At 40.5% G+C, this 16978-nt stretch carries 14 protein-coding genes; 9 read left to right on the top strand and 5 right to left on the bottom strand.

The window, feature by feature from the left end; translation table 11 throughout:
* Positions 1-31 precede the first annotated feature (31 nt).
* On the top strand, positions 32-907 hold the full coding sequence (locus LNTAR_RS04845; protein ID WP_007277519.1) for a metallophosphoesterase: 876 nt from the start codon (positions 32-34) through the stop codon (positions 905-907).
* Positions 908-1812: 905 nt separating this feature from the next.
* Here LNTAR_RS04845 and LNTAR_RS04840 read toward each other — a convergent pair.
* The 4 genes from LNTAR_RS04840 to LNTAR_RS04825 all read right to left on the bottom strand — a co-directional run bounded on the left by LNTAR_RS04840 (position 1813) and on the right by LNTAR_RS04825 (position 7411).
* The gene (locus LNTAR_RS04840) at positions 1813-3195 is read right to left on the bottom strand and encodes a sulfatase-like hydrolase/transferase (protein WP_157473241.1); all 1383 of its coding nucleotides are present in this window, start codon (positions 3193-3195) and stop codon (positions 1813-1815) included.
* 336 nt (positions 3196-3531) lie between these two features.
* Positions 3532-3960 (bottom strand): discoidin domain-containing protein, encoded by a 429-nt coding sequence (locus LNTAR_RS04835; protein WP_007277517.1) that lies wholly within the window; start codon positions 3958-3960, stop codon positions 3532-3534.
* Positions 3961-4191: 231 nt separating this feature from the next.
* Positions 4192-5829: a sulfatase family protein gene (locus LNTAR_RS04830; protein ID WP_007277516.1), complete on the bottom strand. Its 1638-nt coding sequence runs from the start codon at positions 5827-5829 to the stop codon at positions 4192-4194.
* 58 nt (positions 5830-5887) lie between these two features.
* Complete coding sequence (locus tag LNTAR_RS04825) at positions 5888-7411, bottom strand: sulfatase-like hydrolase/transferase (RefSeq protein ID WP_007277515.1); 1524 nt, start codon at positions 7409-7411, stop codon at positions 5888-5890.
* Between the two features lie 237 nt (positions 7412-7648).
* On the opposite strand from LNTAR_RS04825, the gene LNTAR_RS04820 reads away from it, so the two are divergent.
* Together LNTAR_RS04820 and LNTAR_RS04815 are read left to right on the top strand one after the other, a co-directional pair.
* Positions 7649-9871 (top strand): serine/threonine-protein kinase, encoded by a 2223-nt coding sequence (locus LNTAR_RS04820; protein WP_007277514.1) that lies wholly within the window; start codon positions 7649-7651, stop codon positions 9869-9871.
* Positions 9864-10472 carry an RNA polymerase sigma factor gene (locus LNTAR_RS04815; protein WP_007277513.1) on the top strand — a complete coding sequence of 203 codons (609 nt, stop codon included), beginning with the start codon at positions 9864-9866 and terminating at the stop codon, positions 10470-10472. Before LNTAR_RS04820 ends, LNTAR_RS04815 begins: the two co-directional genes overlap by 8 nt.
* Before the next feature lie 132 nt (positions 10473-10604).
* Here LNTAR_RS04815 and LNTAR_RS27065 read toward each other — a convergent pair whose 3' ends face one another.
* Positions 10605-10862, bottom strand: a complete 258-nt coding sequence (locus tag LNTAR_RS27065) for a hypothetical protein (RefSeq protein ID WP_157473238.1) — start codon at positions 10860-10862, stop codon at positions 10605-10607.
* Between the two features lie 385 nt (positions 10863-11247).
* Between LNTAR_RS27065 and LNTAR_RS04810 the strand changes: the two genes are divergently transcribed.
* The 6 genes from LNTAR_RS04810 to LNTAR_RS04780 all read left to right on the top strand — a co-directional run bounded on the left by LNTAR_RS04810 (position 11248) and on the right by LNTAR_RS04780 (position 16645).
* Positions 11248-11784, top strand: coding sequence for a heme NO-binding domain-containing protein (locus LNTAR_RS04810; protein WP_007277512.1), 537 nt, complete (start codon positions 11248-11250; stop codon positions 11782-11784).
* A gap of 5 nt (positions 11785-11789) precedes the next feature.
* Positions 11790-12533, top strand: a complete 744-nt coding sequence (locus LNTAR_RS25165) for a hypothetical protein (protein ID WP_007277511.1) — start codon at positions 11790-11792, stop codon at positions 12531-12533.
* A 134-nt stretch (positions 12534-12667) separates the two neighbouring features.
* The gene (locus tag LNTAR_RS04800) at positions 12668-13000 is read left to right on the top strand and encodes a hypothetical protein (protein ID WP_007277510.1); all 333 of its coding nucleotides are present in this window, start codon (positions 12668-12670) and stop codon (positions 12998-13000) included.
* Positions 13001-13090: 90 nt separating this feature from the next.
* Positions 13091-13333 (top strand): type II toxin-antitoxin system Phd/YefM family antitoxin, encoded by a 243-nt coding sequence (locus LNTAR_RS04795; RefSeq protein WP_007277509.1) that lies wholly within the window; start codon positions 13091-13093, stop codon positions 13331-13333.
* Positions 13330-13593 (top strand): Txe/YoeB family addiction module toxin, encoded by a 264-nt coding sequence (locus tag LNTAR_RS04790; protein ID WP_007277508.1) that lies wholly within the window; start codon positions 13330-13332, stop codon positions 13591-13593. The genes LNTAR_RS04795 and LNTAR_RS04790 overlap by 4 nt, the downstream gene beginning before the upstream one ends.
* Positions 13594-14368: 775 nt before the next feature.
* Complete coding sequence (locus LNTAR_RS04780) at positions 14369-16645, top strand: right-handed parallel beta-helix repeat-containing protein (RefSeq protein ID WP_007277506.1); 2277 nt, start codon at positions 14369-14371, stop codon at positions 16643-16645.
* Positions 16646-16978 lie beyond the last annotated feature (333 nt).

Here is a 16978-nt window from a genome sequence, read left to right as displayed (position 1 = left end):
TTAACCCTCACTGTGATAACTCGGTAAATCTATGAAACAATTTTCAGCTTTTCTCATTTTATGCTTAATTCTGAGCTCCTGTTCAAGCACGAACACAAAAAAACTCACTTTTGGTGCCGTGGCTGACTGCCAGTACTGTGATCAAAAAAGTCGCGGAGTTCGCAAATACTCGAGCTCTCATAAAAAGCTTGCTCAATGTGTAGAACACTTCAACAAAGAGGACTTAGATTTTGTCATTCATCTAGGCGATCTCATTGATAAAGATTTTAAAAGTTTTGACGTGGTCTTACCCATTTATAATAGTCTGAAAGCTGATCATTATCATGCCCTAGGCAATCACGACTTTGATGTTGCCGATGAACTCAAAAAAGATGTGCCCACAAAAATGGGGATGGACTCAAAATATCATTACTTCGATAAAGCGAACTGGCGCTTTATCATACTCGATGGTAACGATGTGAGCTTTCATGCCTACCCCAAAGAGAGTCCTGAATACAAATATGCCGCTGAGTATTACAAAACAAAAAAGATCACTAGCCCAAAATGGAATGGTGCGGTAGGTGAAGAACAAATGAAGTGGTTAGAAACCCTGCTTCAAGAATCACAAGAAGGCAATCAACAAGTCATTCTCTTTTCTCATTTCCCCGTTTATCCAAAAGACCCACATAATTTATGGAATGCAAAAGAACTCGTCGCTCTGTTAGAAGATTATCCTTGCGTCAAAGCTTATATCAACGGTCACAACCACAAGGGGAATTACGCAGAGAAACAAGGCATACATTACCTCACACTCAAGGGCATGGTGGATACTCCCGAGAATACCTACGCCATAATAAAATTGAATCAAGAAAGCATTCTGGTCCAAGGTTTTGGCAGAGAAAAGCAGCGTTCACTCTTTATAAAGTAAAGTTGGCAGAGTAAATAGTTTTTTGCTGGGAGCGCAGGCATCTTGCCTGCATTAATAACTTCCTTCTTATTCTGCCGGTCGATGGCTGGCAAGCCTCGTAGGGTCGGTGACGGCGTCCCTATATTTCCTATTTGAGTTCTTCGAGTTAGCCTTAGATTTTTCTCACGAAGGCGCCAAGACACTAAGTTTTTGATCCGTACTTATGTTTTAAGAAAAATTTTACCACGGAGTGCACAGAGAACACCGAGAAGTTAGAGGGTTAAGGGTTTGTTGTTGTAGGGCTTCGTAGGAATCTTGCCTATGGTATATTTCATATCACGCAGAGTCGCTGGGGCGCAGAGTTAAAACATCGCTTTTGACTTGTTTCATTCTGAAATAATTCAAATTGTCCTTCTTGGCGACTTAGCGTCTTGGCGTGATAATAATGTTTTTTGTGAACTAGCACATGGGAGTTATTCTTAGGTTTCCCTCGCGAAGGCGCCAAGACACTAAGTTTTTGATTAGTACTTATGTTTCAAGAAAAATTTCACCACAGATTGCACAGAGAACACCGAGAAGTTACAGGCTTAAGGGCTTGCTGTTTTAGGGCTCGTAGGAATCTTGCCTATGGTATATTTCATATCACACAGAGTCGCTGGGGCGCAGAGGATTAAAACTTTTAGTCTTGTTTTGAGTGCTGAAGGCACGCCATAACTAAGCCTAGTTCGTGAGAACTAGGTAAAAAAATCAATGAAAACATGAGTTCTGGAGGAACGACATAGGGCTCTATATCATACCTTCGGCATTCACAAAATATCATTATCCATTTCCACCAAGGCTTACGCCATTGGGCTATGTTATACCATGCCTTCGGCACTCAAAGACTCTTTTGTAGGCTCACTGCAGTTTAAAGAAGTTGCTAGAAACTATTTGGGTTGAACTAAACTCCAATCACGGTCGTAGAGTTTGAGCTGCTCCTTTTTCCAACGTGCACCTTCCATAAAAATCGGGTGTGGGAGTCGAACATCCCAATCACCTAATTCTTTCAGCATGCTTTCAAGACGGTCTCTTTCTTCAAACGCAAGGTTATTCTGTTCGGCAAGGTCATCTTTTAAATTGTAGAGCACGGGCAAACGATCAGGTAAGCGTACGAGTTTCCAGTCGCCACTCACCATGGCCGCACTGATGGTAAAACGCCATTTAAGCGATTCATGGGGCTGACCAGGTTTTTCTCCAGTGATATAGGGAATTAAGTTCACACCATCCATCTCTTCTGCTCTAAATTTAGCGCCTGCAAGCTCAGTGAAACTAGCGGCTAAATCTATTGAGCTCACAGCCTTATTGAAACTTGAACCCGCTTGGATTTTTGCTGGCCAGGTCATGGTAAAAGGAACGCGAATCCCTCCTTCTAACAAAATGCCTTTTCCACCGCGAAGAGGCGCATTCAAGGAAGCGTTGTTGGGCGTGGGCCCACCATTATCACTGAGAAAAACCACGACTGTATTATCATAAATATTCTGAGCTTTTAATTCCGCAACGATCTTACCGACATTCAGATCCAGATTATGAGTCATGGCACAATAAGCACGACGCTTCTCACCCTCTATATGTGAATAAAGCTTTAAATCTTCTTCCTTAGCGTGCATGGGGGCGTGGGGAGCATTGAAAGAGGCGAAAAGAAAAAAGGGCTCGTCCTTATGACGACGAATGAAGTCTACACACTCATCACCCTTATCGTCAGTGATATAGCTTATAGGCTGTGGAGTTTTATAATTGCATTCAATTGGACAATCATAGCCTTTGCCATTGGGTTTTGATCTAAAGTAATGGTGCCCACCTCCGAGGTAGCCCCAAAACTCATGAAAGCCACGCTTAAGTGGGTGATACTGCTCTTTATCTCCTAAGTGCCACTTACCTACTAAACCATTGACGTAACCCTTTTCTGCTAAACGTGTAGCGAGTGTTTTTTCACTTATAGGCAAACCGTGAAACTCATCTTTAAACTGCGGTAAATAGTTAGTTAAATTATTATCGAAACCAAAGCGAACTTGGTTCTTCCCCGTCATCAAACCTGCGCGTGAGGGACCACAAACTGACGAAGAAACATAGCCTTGAGAAAAAATCACTCCATCTTTTGCTAATCTATCAATATGAGGAGTCTTGATTTGACTACTTCCCGTAAATCCCACGTCTCCGTAGCCCAGGTCATCTGCCAAAATCAAAACAAAATTGAGACGGTTACTCGCCCACAGGCTCATATTGAAGAATAGACATAGGGTGAAATATAAAAAATTGCTTTTCCTTAACATAGAGAATCTCTTTTATTGTTTGTAAATAAAAAACCTTATCAGCTTTCATTACTAAACAGAACTGCAGTGGATGACATTAATGACAAATAAAAAAGATATTTATTATTTTAGACGATAATCTAATTTCACTGATTCCCCTCCATGCACAAAGTTAGCTCTCAAATATAAATACGTTTGTCTGTCTTTTTGATTTTTTGAACTTCAGGTTTTTGATGCTTTTCTAATTTAGGCGCAACATTTCCCGGTACTTTTATCGGAGAACTTGTAGAAGACACAACTTCGCTTGTGACCGAATCAGAATAAAGTTCAGTAAAGAATTTACAATTGAACTTAAGCTCATAGATAGAGGCCCCGTAACGAGTTCCTTTTTTCTATAAAATCAAAACGTAGGTACTTCACGGCTAGCGCCTCATTAAGTTCAATGAGTTTAGCATCTTTACTAGTTTTATTTTTCTCAACAAGAATGGTCTCCCAGTCTTTTCCATTTTCTGAGACTTTAACCGTGTAATACTTAGCAATAGCCCCTTCCCAAATTATCTCAAGACTCTTCAAATCTATATTTTGCGAGAGTTTAATATCCAAATTTTGGGGAAATTCAAATTTGGAACTCCAGCGTGAATTTAACTTTCCATCTAGTACATTGGCAGGATTAAATTTAGCAATTTCTCGCTGCATTGAACTCGCAGTTACAACAACTCCCTCAGCCAGCGCCCCCATAGCTAAAAGTGATAATAACCTAATAAAAAACTTCATATCAACAAACATATTTCATAATTTCCGACTGAGCGAAATCAAAACTTTTGTTGAACTCAAGCTAAGTAATGAAACGCTATACAAGTATAATTACGCAAACAGATGAAGTGCCTTAACGGTAGATTGATAAAAGAGTTTCAATTTTAAATTGATACCCTTATCGAAACATAAAAAAGCACGAAGACTCTTCTTCGTGCTTAGGATTTTTTTGATTATCTCTAAGAAATTTAACTCTGTAACTATTCAGGCAGATTCTTTAGCTTTACGGGGTTCGCGCGAATCTTTTGCTTTGCGAACGCGCTCTTTACCGACTTTAGCCTTATTTTCTTTCGCTGATTTTTCTTTCTTCGGCTTCTTTGTTTGACCGTTCTCGACAATATCCTTCATCTGGATATAGCTCTTCATGAATGATTTTTGCACATGCTTTTGTTTTTCTTCCCAGGCAAGTGTGCGATCAAGGAGTTTGCCGTATTCCGTGTAGCTGCGATCAGCCATGGCATGATCGCGAATGTGCTGAACCTGAGCATCAAAGAGCTGACGCATTTCTTCCAGTTTGAGAGCCATTTCAGGATTATTCACCAAGTTATTCATTTCTGCAGAGTCTTTATGACGGTGGTACAACTCTTCAGCCGCAACCATACCATCACCCTCAAAGTACCAATAAATATACTTGTAATCTTCCGTCACCATAGTCATTTCATGAGTTGCTGCTGAACCCCAAAAGTTAAATACCGGCATGGCTTTTCGAACCCGTATTTCACTATCTTTTAAAACGGGAAGCAAACTCTTGCCATCTACTTTTGCGGGTATCGCAATTCCTGCTAAGTCACAAATAGTTGGATGAATATCGACGTTGCCACTCACACCTTTTGAACGTTTTCCAGTTTGATCACTACGTGGATCCATAATAATCATGGGGCCTCGAGCCGGTCCTTCGTAAGGAAGAACTTTCCCTCCAAAACCGTGAGAACCACAGCTATAGCCATTATCAGTGGCATAGATTATTACCGTATTTTTTGAAAGTCCTGTTTGATCGAGTTTCTCAACTATTTTGCCCACTGCCTGATCAATACCGTAAATCAGTTGGTTATATTTGCGCATGGATTCTTGATACTTTTCTGGAGCGAAATCATCGATTGTCAGATACTGTCGGCCGAGCTTGGCTTGCGGTGGAAGCTTACGTGCGCCACCCTCATCGTAATTCGCACGCTTTTTCCAAACCGTATCTTTGTAAACATCATCATAAGCGGGGTCAGGACTGAAGGGTTTATGCGAAGCTTTAAAACTCAAAGAAAGACAAAAAGGCTTATCCTGTTTTTGCGCCTCATCAATAAACTCACAAGCCGCCTCTGCTGTTGCCAGCGTGACGTGAGGGTATTCTTTTGCAAATTTCACCATGTACTTATTTTTACTTGTATCAAAATATCCTTGACCAGTCCAACCATACCAACGGTCAAAACTATCGATAGGTAAATTTTCATACTCATGATAATTTTTAGCATTGACCGGAAAACCAAACTTCCCGATAAAACCCGTAAAGTAGCCATTGTTTCTCAGAATAACCGGGTAAGACATTTCATCCCAAAGTTCTTGACTCAAAAAGCCATGAGAAAAATTACAGCCGTTCGTATACTCATACATTCCCGTCATGGTACTCGCACGGCTGCCCAGACAAATCGGCGTATTAGTATAATGCGAGTCAAAAGTCACACCGCGTTCACTTAATTTATCAATATGGGGTGTTTTTACCTGATCATTGCCCATGCATCCCAAAGTATCGTAACGCTGATCATCCGTTAAGAGCATAATAATATTGGGGCGATCATCCGCTTTCGTATTTATGAGAAAAGCTAATACTAAAAGGCTAAAAATTCTTTTCATAATTGAGTTCCTGTTTTTAAATTATTTAATGAAACAAGTCAAAAGTTTATTTCTTTGATTAAATGTCTATACGCTCATTTTGAGCTAAGGGCTTATGCTTTTCACTCACTTGAGTCTCATTCGAATTCTTCTTGTTTTTCTTATTACGCTTCTTGCTTTTATCGGCACGTTTTTTGAGCTTATCTGACTTAGAATTCTCTACCGTCGCCTCCGCAATTCCTTTGACGCCTGACCAAGGATCTAAAGCCTTGTACTTAGCAAGACCATAATCAGCTCCCGCATGACTCTCTTTCATACTCAAGACAAAAGCCTCGAGTTCTTTGCTCATCTCTGCTACGATTTCCGGGTACTGCGAAGCAATATTATTTTCTTCCGACCAATCATTACTGAGTGCATAGAGTTCTTTCGGATAAACCAGCTTATAATCGCCGCGATTAAGCACTGCTTTACCACGATGGATAAAAGGAATTCCACGTTTTCTTTGTGACTCTTCACCCGTCAACAAAGCTAAGATATTCTCACCATCTAAAGGACGTTCATCGGGCATTTGATGATTTTGTAGAGCGATTACCGTGGGCAGGTAATCTAAAGTCGACATGGCCGCATCAATGACTGAACCAGCTTGAATTTTTCCTGGCCATTCGGCTAAAGCAGGAACGCGAACACCTCCGTCATAGAGACTGCGTTTACGGCCGCGAAGACCACTCGTTGTCCCCGCTTTGGCCCCTTTCGCTTTCTTGCCTTCTGGACCATTATCAGAACAAAAAAACAGAACTGTATTTTTCTCGACGCCCATTTCTCGAAGTTTGGCACGAATGCGTCCGACTTGCTCATCCATTTCTGTGAGGCAACCATAATAATGTGCTGCTTCACCATGTTCTTTATACATTTCTAAATACTTAGGTCCCGCTTTAATCGGTTCGTGAGGAGCATTAAACCACACTACGGCCAAAAAAGGATTGCCTTCACTGACGGCTCGTTCCATGAAGGGAATCGCCTTGTCCACGACCACGCGAGCCGCACCACCATAAAGGCTCTCCTCTGTGCCCTTCATCGGCACCCCATTGATATAAAAAGGATTTTTCTCACTAGCGGGATCCCAAGTCGAGACCGAGGACTCAACAACAAAACTTTCATCGTAATCACGTTCCCAAGGTGGAGCAAAGTTCTCCGTAGGCTTACGACTTTCACCTTTTGTCGAGTAGTCTTTATTAAGTGTACCCAAATGCCATTTACCGAAGTGCCCCGTAACATAGCCCTGTTGTTTTAAGACGCTTGCTAAAGTGATTTCCTCTTTGGGTAAATGACCCACATTGGCACCCCAAATACCATAACGATAATAATGACGACCAGTCAAGTAAGTGCCTCGTGTGGGGGAGCATACCGGCCCGCCGGCGTAAAACTGAGTGAGTTTTGCCCCCTCTTTGGCCATTTGATCAAGATGAGGTGTTTTAATGATTTTATGACCATTAAAGCCTGTGTCGCCATAGCCCTGATCATCTGTCATCATAAAAACGTAATTGAGTTTTTCTGAGCCATGGCAGATAAAAGCCAAGACAAGTATAAAGATAAATTGTTTCATAAATGTTTTCCTTAATTCATTCTAATCAGTTAAACAGTCAAAAACGAACAATCTTTGGCGCACACTAAAGAAATTTAAGTTTCAATAAATAAGTCCACCATTTCTATATTTTTTGGAAATTTCTGCGTAAGAATTTAAGTCTAATTCTATCATTTCGGTATTAAATGAGTTAAACTTTTAATGATTTATCGGTAGTACTTTAAAATTCATCATGATTTATTATCTTTCGGGGCTTACATGAACTCAAAAATCGACTTCAGCGATTTAGAAAACCAACTCATTGATTTGAGTCGTGAAGTCGATGACGAAGAACTTGCTCTTGAAGAAGTTTTTGCGGAAGTCGCCAACTTATTAAAAAATAGCGAGCGCTATGAACTCCTCGAAAAAATTGATACTGGTGGAGTTAAAAACATCTATAAGATGCTCGATAAGCATACTGGGCGTGAGTTGGCCATGGCTGAACTTAAAGTTGATGAGAGCTCCGCACTTGATCGAGCAAAAGTTATTAATGAAGCTCGTCTAACAGCTCGATTGGAGCACCCCAATATCGTGCCCATACACGACATAAGTTGTAGTCCCTCTGACGAACCTTTTTTCACCATGAAGTTACTCAAAGGTGAAAACCTCGCTGATATTTTGGCAAAGTTGAGCCAAGGCGATTCTCAGTATAAAAAATCCTACCCCCTCTTTCGTTTACTCGATATTTTCAGTAAAATTTGTTACGCTGTCGAATACGCTCACACTCAAAATGTTTTACATTTAGACCTCAAGCCCGAAAATATTCATATTGGAGAATTTGGCGAAGTCTTTGTCGTTGACTGGGGCTTAGCCGCTGAATTAAAAGATGGCAAGGAAGAACATGCTTTTGAGCAGTTAAACAAAATGCTCAAGCTCAGTGAAACCACACTTTGTGGAACTCCAGGTTACATGGCTCCCGAGCAAATCAGCGCAGGTCGAACTGAACTTAGGGCTTCATCCGATATCTATGCCCTTGGTGCCATCCTTTACTCAATGCTCACTTTAAAGCGTCCATGCTTAGCTACTGAGAGTGCAGAGATCATTAAAGAAACCCTGCTCCCTGCTTTTGTTTCACCACTTGAACGCTGCCCTAAGCTCCCTATTCCACTCGCACTTAACGCCGTTGTTTGTAAAGCCATGGCTAAAGATAAACAGCAACGTTATCCGAGTGTGCACAGTTTAATCAAGGAGATCCAGGCCTTTTTAGCGGGCTATGCCACTGAAGCTGAGCAAGCAAACCTTCTACAAAATCTCTACCTACTCTACAAGCGTAATCGTGGACGTTTTCAATTGGCTGGATTCTTCCTATTACTGATCATTGTCTTAAGTAGTCTTTTCATCATTCAGCTACAGGATAGTGAACAACAAGCTCGTGCCCATGAGCAAGAAGCTCGGGAACACGAAAAAGAGGCTGTGGGCAACTTAAAACGCTTTGAATCTGCCCGTGAGGAACGTCAGCAAGTACGTCGTGAAAAAAACAAACTCCTGCGAGAATCCGCTCCTATCATCCTCAATGGCCAGCACCTCTACCAAGTCGACTTGCAATATGAGACTGCACGTAAACTGCTCCACACTTTCTTGGAACTCACCCCAGAAGATCCCAAGGGCAATATGGAATTAGCTCGCTTATATATGAGTGAACTGCGTTTTGAAGAAGCCATTAAACATTTTGAAAAAAGCAAAGAATTTGGCTACCCCTTTCTCGAGCGCGAAAATGAGCTTTTAGAAGCTTCGAAAAGACTTCATGCTGATTTCAAACTTGAAAAGGCTAACATGGCAAAAAAGACTCAGCGCCTGATTGACTACGTCCCCTACGAACACATCATTGCTTATGCCAGTTTACGCTTCAATACGGGAGAAATAACTGGTTTTAATAAGCTACGTTTTGTGAATAAAGCTTTGGCTAAGATGAATGATTTAGAGCTCAATGATTCCCTCAAAGTTTTAGCCGATGGAACGTATGCAGCCGACTTCTCCCATACGAAGATCAAACGCTTGAGCCCCTTTACCGGCTTTCCCCTAAGTGAAATGAATTTGAACTCTAGTCAGGTCTTACATATTCGCTACCTTCGTCGCTGCCCTCTAAGGAAACTCGATATTTCGAATACTTTAGTCAATGACCTCACACCCCTGTATAATATTGGTTTGCAGCAACTCCGTATGAAGAATCTCTTTGTTATCGCTGACTTCAGAAAGCTCTCCACTCTGACTCATTTGGATATGGAAGGTTCGCAACTCAATAAAAAACACTTCCTCTCGAAAATGCCCAAACTAAAAGAGCTCAATATTGCCTTTTCAAATATCAATGATTTTCAGGCCATTAATAAACTCAAAAAACTAGAGGCACTCACTTTATCCCCAAAGACTTTTACTCAGGGGCAAATTAATCAACTCAGATCTCGAAATATCGAAGTTAAAGTACTGGAGCCTTCCCATGAATGAAGAATTTAATACCTGGTCAACACGCCACACACTCCTCCACCGCCTCAAGGATCAGCACGATGAAAAATCTTGGGAGGAATTTATGCTAACCTACCAAAAGTATATCTATAACATCTGTAAACGCAGTAAGCTTCAGCATAACGAAGCCGAGGAGTTCACCCAGGAAATTTTAGTTAAACTCTGGAAAAAGCTTCCTGATCTCGATATTCGCACTGTTAAAGGTTCCTTTCGTGCCTGGCTCAAAACCATGATCAAAAATCATATCACCAATTACTTTAATCGTCAAAAAATGATTCGAGAGAAACTTACGGTCAATAACAAAGAGAGCCTCCTGCCCTACATCGATAAAATCAGCAAATCAGACATCGATGAAATCATTGATAATGAATGGCATCTGCATATCACCAACCTCGCTTTAGACAAAGTAAAAGAGAGTCTGAGCTCTAGCACGGTCAACGCTTTCCTTATGAGCCTCGAGGGCCGCAGTACCGAAGAAATTGCCAAAGAACTCAGCATCACGGAATCCACCGTCTACGTCCACAAAAAAGCAGTTAAAGATGCCCTCCAAAAACATATCCGTCAGCTAAAAATCACTTTGTGATTTTTAGCTAGACCACTCACTGCGTTCATTGTACGATCGCTTCGCTTAAAGATCGGACTTCGTCCGGAAAGATTGCTTCGCTTAAAGATCGCTCATTTCATTCGCTGCAGATCGTTCGCAAGCTCACTGCAGTTAAGGGCTTTTTTTATGGGAGCGCATGGGGTAATTATCCCCTCTCATCAGCGTGCGTCCATAACTCCTTATCCGGGGAGCACCTGTGTACTCTGAGTTTTTACCTACCCTCAAAGCGACACGCGATGCTGATCTCATGAGTATTTGGTGAAAGCTGCCTGAACAAACTGAATTCATTTCTACGCAATTTATATGCAGAGTCCGCACATAGGCGTTGCCCTCATAGCCGCGATTATTGCCCTGATCATCGGTCATCATTATAATCACATTAGCTTATCGACAAATAAGCTTGTTCCTAAGAGGGTTTATCGAATATAGAGATAAAAGCTTGACGAGTAAATTCTTTGTTTAATGATTAAAATGGATATAAAATAAATAAACAGAAAAGTATTATTATTATATTATTTGATTTACCTATAAATATTTTGACGGTGTTATGTCTTTTCTGAAATAGAATTTTTTCACTTAAAAATGAATAAACCTTTGCCTTAAGTTAAATTTCCGAGAAATAAATGAAATATTTATTTAATTAATTGTATCAAGACTATTTTTTCTTTGTATATATATTTCTAATCATATATTAAATGATTATTTGAAGCGTGATTTTAATAAATCACATCAATACTACTTGGAGGATAAAACTGTGTATGGCTTAATTGGTGTAGGAATAAAAAAATTAGTAGAAATAGAGTTAGGTTCAAGTGCTTGGGATCGTATAAGCCAAAGAGCTGATTTTTCTGAAAGAGATTTCATAAAAACGGATTGCTATGACGACAGTATGATTTTTAAATTAGTTCATGAAATAAGTAATGAATTAGGAGTGAGTGTAGCGGATGTACTTATAAAATTCGGTCATTATTGGGTGGATTTTGCCATTTCTGAAGGATATGGCAATGCCTATAAATTAGGTGGGACTTCATTTGTAGATTTTCTTAAAAATTTAAACAAGCTGCATATGTATGTCGCAAGTTCTTTCCCAAAATTACAACCTCCTCATTTTCAAGTAGTCAATGATACCGGAGAAGAATTAGATTTAATTTACAGGTCTGCCAGAAGTGATTTAGAACCTATGGTTATTGGTTTAATTGAGGCATTAGGAATTAAATTTAACAAAAAAATTAGTATAACTGTTTTAAGTAAAGATGCTGAAAAAACCATTTTTAAAACTATCTACTCATAAATGATATGCAAAAAGATAAATATATTTCAACCTATGGTATAAGTTCCGAATGGTTAAATAAAATCTTTCCTTTTTACTTAATCATTTCTAAGGAAAATACAATTTTAGATATGGGTCCTGGTTTTGCTTGGATGCAGGTTTCAATTTCAAAAGGAGACATACCAGAAGCGTACTTTAAACCCTTGTACGTTTTTAAAAAGTTGACTTTTGAGTTCATCCAGAATGACTGCGATGATGAAACCATTTTTAAAGAAAAAAATGATTCTTTTACATTAAAGGGGAAGTCATATTTTTTTTCTGAACCAAGTCAACTACTTTTTTGTCCAAGTATTTCTGTTCATGACCCTGAAGTTGCTGAAAAAATAAAATTACAGAACTTTGAACCTTTCGATCAAACCCTAGATATGATTTTTTTAAAGGCTATACAGGAAGCCGATTCAAAGAAGAATTTAAATTTAATAAGAGCCTTACAAAAAGAAGCTAAAGAATTAGCAGAAGAAAACAAAATTATAACTAATGGAAGAGTGTATCTTGATGGAAATAAGATAAAAAAATTGAGAAATTCACATCTTATGAGTATGGATATGTTTGTGAGTAAAAGCCAAGACTCTAAATGTTATATTTCTAAATCGACCATCAAAAGAGCTGAAGCGGGTGTTAAAGTTTACTTTAGAACGGCTTTAGATATTGCTAAAATATTACAAGTTAATGTTAAGGAAATACTTGATCTGGAGAAGCAAGATTTTTGAATAATAAATATGCCTATACTTAATCCAGTCTATTTAATGGCAATAAAATATTTTTTATCTGCCATCTGAAACCTGATAACTGTCCACTTTCTTCTCACTGCAGTGAGCCTGCGAACGATCTGCAGGAGAATGAAATGAGCGATCTGATAACTACCAACTTTAATGATCATGCAGGCAGGATGCCTGCGCTCCCAGCAACAAAAATATTTTTTATCTGCCAACTGAAACCTGATAACTGTCCACTTTCTTCTCACTGCAGTGAGCCTGCGAACGATCTGCAGGCGAATGAAATGAGCGATCTGATAACTGCCAACTTTAATGATTATGCAGGCAGGATGCCTGCGCTCCCAGCAACAAAAACATTTTTTATCTGCCAACTGAAACCTGATAACTGTCCACTTTCACCTCACTGCAGTGAACCTGCGGACGATCTGCAGGCGAAGCAGGCCTACAGGCGAATGAAATAAGCGATCTGATAACTCTGAACCTAATAAAACTTGAAACTTCGTAAAAATAACGTACTTTAAAACGTACGCATTAGACAGGGGTTAAAAAACATGAAAACAATTTCAGTAACAAAAGCGAGAACTAATCTATATAAATTAGTTGATGCCGTTCACGAGTCACATGATCCCATTCATATAACGGGAAAAAGGCATTCCGCCGTATTAATTTCAGAAGAAGATTGGAGCTCAATTCAGGAAACATTAATGCTGACATCTATTGCGGGCATTACTGAATCCATAAAAGATGGTTTAGAAACTTCAGTCGCCGAGTGCAGCGAGGAACTTGATTGGTGAGCTGGGAAATTGTTTACACAAAACATGCTCAAAAAGACGCTAAAAAGGCCGCTAGCTCTGGACTAAAAGATAAAATTTTAAAACTCATTGATCTCATTAAAGAAGATCCCTATAAAACTCCCCCACCCTATGAAAAACTAATTGGGGATTTGAGTGGTGCTTATTCACGACGAATCAATATTCAACATCGCTTGGTCTACGAAGTCATCGAAAATCAACACACAATCAAAGTCCTACGTATGTGGACTCATTACGAATGAAAACATTTCAGATGATCTAGGAATCAAAAGAAATCTCTGATCAGAAGTCTAGGGACGCAGTCCCCTTCCCTGCGAGGCTTGCCAGCCATCGACGGGCATACTTAATTTGAATTATAAATTTTAAATTTTGAATGCTTTCAAAACTTCCCTTAACTGCAGTGAGCCTGCGAACGATCTGCAGGCGAAGCCGATCTGCAGCGAATGAAATGAGCGATCTTGTAACTTCCTTTCCTCTGCGCCCCAGCGACTCTGCGTGATAAACACCCACAAAATCCAAACAAAAACTTAATGTCTTGGCGCCTTAGCGAGAAAAGTTAGACTTAGACATAAATCTGAACTCTAAGGACGCAGTCCCCTTCCCTGCGAGGCTTGCCAGCCATCGCCGGGCATACTTAATTTTGAATTATAAACTTTAAATGGTTTCAAAACTTCCCTTAACTGCAGTGAGCCTGCGAACGATCTGCAGCAAATGAAATGAGCGATCTGATAACTGCCAACTTTAATGATTATGCAGGCAGGATGCCTGCGCTCCCAGCAACAAAAACATTTTTTATCTGCCAACTGAAACCTGATAACTGTCCACTTTCATCTCACTGCAGTGAGCTTGCGAACGATCTGCAGGCGTAGCCGATCTTACAAGGAACGAAGTGACTGGTCTTTCAGCGTAGCGATCTTGATAAAATTACAAATAAAAATTATTAGAATGTCTAATCCGAGTTAAAAGCTCCGTCTTTGCTTTGTATTGATTCATACATTAATCAAAATAAGGATTCACATGACAAAAAGTAAACTCAATCGTTTAGCTTTTGGCTTAATGGGGCTCGGCCTTTCAATTGGCCTACAAGCTAAAGACTACTTCATCTCGCCGCAGGGTTCAGATAGCAACCCAGGTACTTTAGCCAAACCTTTTGCCAGTTTAGAGCAAGCTCGAGATTCAATTCGCTCACTATCTCTCCAAGAAAAACAAGAGGATATCAATGTCTACCTGCGTGGGGGTCATTATAAGCTCTCCAAGACTTTTGTACTCAACACACAAGACAGTGCTTTGGATGGCTTCAAAACGACTTATGCCGCCTATAAAAACGAAGTCCCTGTACTGAGTTCAGCTACTGCAATCAGTGCATGGAAAAAAGCTTCCAATATTCCTCACCTCAATAAAAAGGCTCAGGGTAAAGTTTGGGTGGCAGATATTCCTGCAGGAATTAAAAACCCGCGCGTGCTCTTTGATGGTGATGTTTGGCAGCCGCGTTCCAATTCTGAGAGCTTCTTGGGTGAGCCTTATGATCACGAACGTGCCGATTCACTGGGTCCACTCCATGAAAAAGATCTTTGGACCTGCAAAAAAGTTCCTTGGGATGCCAAGTACGATCATATCTTCCGTCAATGGGAGAATGTTGAGGATATTGAATGTGCACTGGTTCCCGTGCCTTGGACCATGTCGCTGATTCAACTCAAAGAAATCAACGTCAAAGAACGCTACTTAACTATGACTTTCCATGCCAACGCAGCGGCCTACGGCAAAAAGAATTTCTGTACCAACTGGCTAGAAAATAGCGTCGACTTCATTTCCGAGCCAGGCAATTGGGCGACAAACACCAAGACGGGCAAAGTTTATTATTGGCCTAAGGGTGATAAGCCGGGCAAAATGACTTTCCCCTCACTCGATGTTCTCGTTAAAGTCGAGGGTGATATTGACTATGAAGGTCCGGTTGATACACCCGTTCGCAATATTGCTTTTAAAGGTATCACTTTTAAACACGCCAAGCGCGGAGATTGGTACAAAGATCGTAAGGGCTGGGGCATTCAACACGACTGGGATACTTTCGACTTCGATAATGCTCTCGTACGCTTCCGCGGCACAGAGAATTGCGATGTGAGCGAATGTCATTTCACTGCAACGGGTGGTTCAGCCCTGCGCCTCGACCTCCACGCGCAAAACAACGACATCAATAATAACCTTATTTCCTACACGGGTCACATGGGCATCCTACTCTGTGGTTACGGTCCCGGAACTAAAGATGTGAATCGCAACAACCTCATTCGCAATAATATCATTCATCACGTTGGCGAAATCATTTGGAATGGCCACGGCATTTTTGCTTGGCAATCAGGTAATAATAAAATTATTAATAACACCATTCACGATGTCCCACGCAAGGGTATTGGCCTCTGTGGTGTGCGCTGTCAAATGTTCATGGCTCCCGAAAAATGGTGGGATGAAGGCTGCCAAACAATTCGTTGGCATGAGATTAAAGACTTCCTCGGTGAAGATCTTAATCTAAATGATAATCGCGTCTATGCTGAACGCTGTGCGCCTTTCCTCCACGCTCGCAATAACCTCGTTGAAGATAACCTCATCATCAATGCACTCCGTCGCCTCAATGATGGCTCAGCACTCAATATATCTGGCGCGGGAAAAGGCAATATCGTTCGTCACAACATGGTTCGTGATCTCGTTCGTCACAATCTCGTGGGTATTCGTACTGATGACTGGCAACGCGATACACTGATCATGAATAACATTGTGATGAATAATGTTCACGGTCGTGCCTTCGTTCTTAAGGATCGCAATAACTTCATCAACAACATCGTTTATAATGTTGGGCAAATGATCACTAACCGTCCTTACCCCAAGCAAGAGAGCTTTGTAGACGCGCAGTTTATCCGCAATATTGTCGTCGATGCCAAACGCTATGGCGGTATTCTCGAGGAATCCACTTTTAAAGATAATGTCTACTTCTTTGCTGATGCTGAAAAAGGTATTGCGCGCCACAAAAAGAAGGGCGCCAATGATGAGAGCCTCATCGCCGACCCACTTTTTGCGGACCCCGCAAATGGCGACTTCACCCTCAGCCCAGATTCACCGGCACTCAAGTTGGGCTTCAAGCCCTTCGATACCCGCCGCGAGAGTTTTGGTATTCGCAAAGATAGCTACCCAGCTCGTTTGATGGAACTTGATTCAGATAAAGACCTAAACCTCATTCACGACCCTGCAGGTAAAATGATCCAAACCAAGAACCCACATAAACCCACAGACATTAAAAAGAAGTGATTCTTTAGATATAATTTAACGAGCATACGCTAGTTCATACGAGCGGGACACTGCCCCCTCGAGTTCCCCTGTAAGGATTTGCCAATCCTTAACCAGGCGACTCAATACCTTGCTATTTCATCAAAGCTTCAAAAGGCTGCCTTAATTGGCAGTCTTTTTTTATGCAACTTTTCTATGAAATAAAATAATGTATTTATTCAAATATGTTCTTTAATGGTAAATCCGCCAATTATATTTCTCGTCTCATCCCAGCTTAATTTTAAATATTTGTTAAAATTTTCGTGAAATACATTTGTTTTTTTATTGCATGCAAATATAATTAATTATTGCACG

The organism is Lentisphaera araneosa HTCC2155 (assembly GCF_000170755.1).
Classification (GTDB): domain Bacteria; phylum Verrucomicrobiota; class Lentisphaeria; order Lentisphaerales; family Lentisphaeraceae; genus Lentisphaera; species Lentisphaera araneosa.
Note: the sequence above shows the minus strand (reverse complement) of the source record. Positions and strands in the feature narration are given on the sequence as shown.

Excerpts from the sequence above, each read along its gene's own strand:
- LNTAR_RS04800 (WP_007277510.1), top strand. The coding sequence starts at position 12,668 with ATGAGCGATCTGATAACTACCAACTTTAATGATCATGCAGGCAGGATG.
- LNTAR_RS04845 (WP_007277519.1), top strand. The coding sequence starts at position 32 with ATGAAACAATTTTCAGCTTTTCTCATTTTATGCTTAATTCTGAGCTCC.
- LNTAR_RS04795 (WP_007277509.1), top strand. The coding sequence starts at position 13,091 with ATGAAAACAATTTCAGTAACAAAAGCGAGAACTAATCTATATAAATTA.
- LNTAR_RS04780 (WP_007277506.1), top strand. The coding sequence starts at position 14,369 with ATGACAAAAAGTAAACTCAATCGTTTAGCTTTTGGCTTAATGGGGCTC.
- LNTAR_RS04820 (WP_007277514.1), top strand. The coding sequence starts at position 7,649 with ATGAACTCAAAAATCGACTTCAGCGATTTAGAAAACCAACTCATTGAT.
- LNTAR_RS04840 (WP_157473241.1), bottom strand. The coding sequence starts at position 3,195 with ATGTTAAGGAAAAGCAATTTTTTATATTTCACCCTATGTCTATTCTTC.
- LNTAR_RS04830 (WP_007277516.1), bottom strand. The coding sequence starts at position 5,829 with ATGAAAAGAATTTTTAGCCTTTTAGTATTAGCTTTTCTCATAAATACG.
- LNTAR_RS25165 (WP_007277511.1), top strand. The coding sequence starts at position 11,790 with ATGCAAAAAGATAAATATATTTCAACCTATGGTATAAGTTCCGAATGG.
- LNTAR_RS04825 (WP_007277515.1), bottom strand. The coding sequence starts at position 7,411 with ATGAAACAATTTATCTTTATACTTGTCTTGGCTTTTATCTGCCATGGC.
- LNTAR_RS27065 (WP_157473238.1), bottom strand. The coding sequence starts at position 10,862 with ATGATGACCGATGATCAGGGCAATAATCGCGGCTATGAGGGCAACGCC.
- LNTAR_RS04815 (WP_007277513.1), top strand. The coding sequence starts at position 9,864 with ATGAATGAAGAATTTAATACCTGGTCAACACGCCACACACTCCTCCAC.
- LNTAR_RS04835 (WP_007277517.1), bottom strand. The coding sequence starts at position 3,960 with ATGTTTGTTGATATGAAGTTTTTTATTAGGTTATTATCACTTTTAGCT.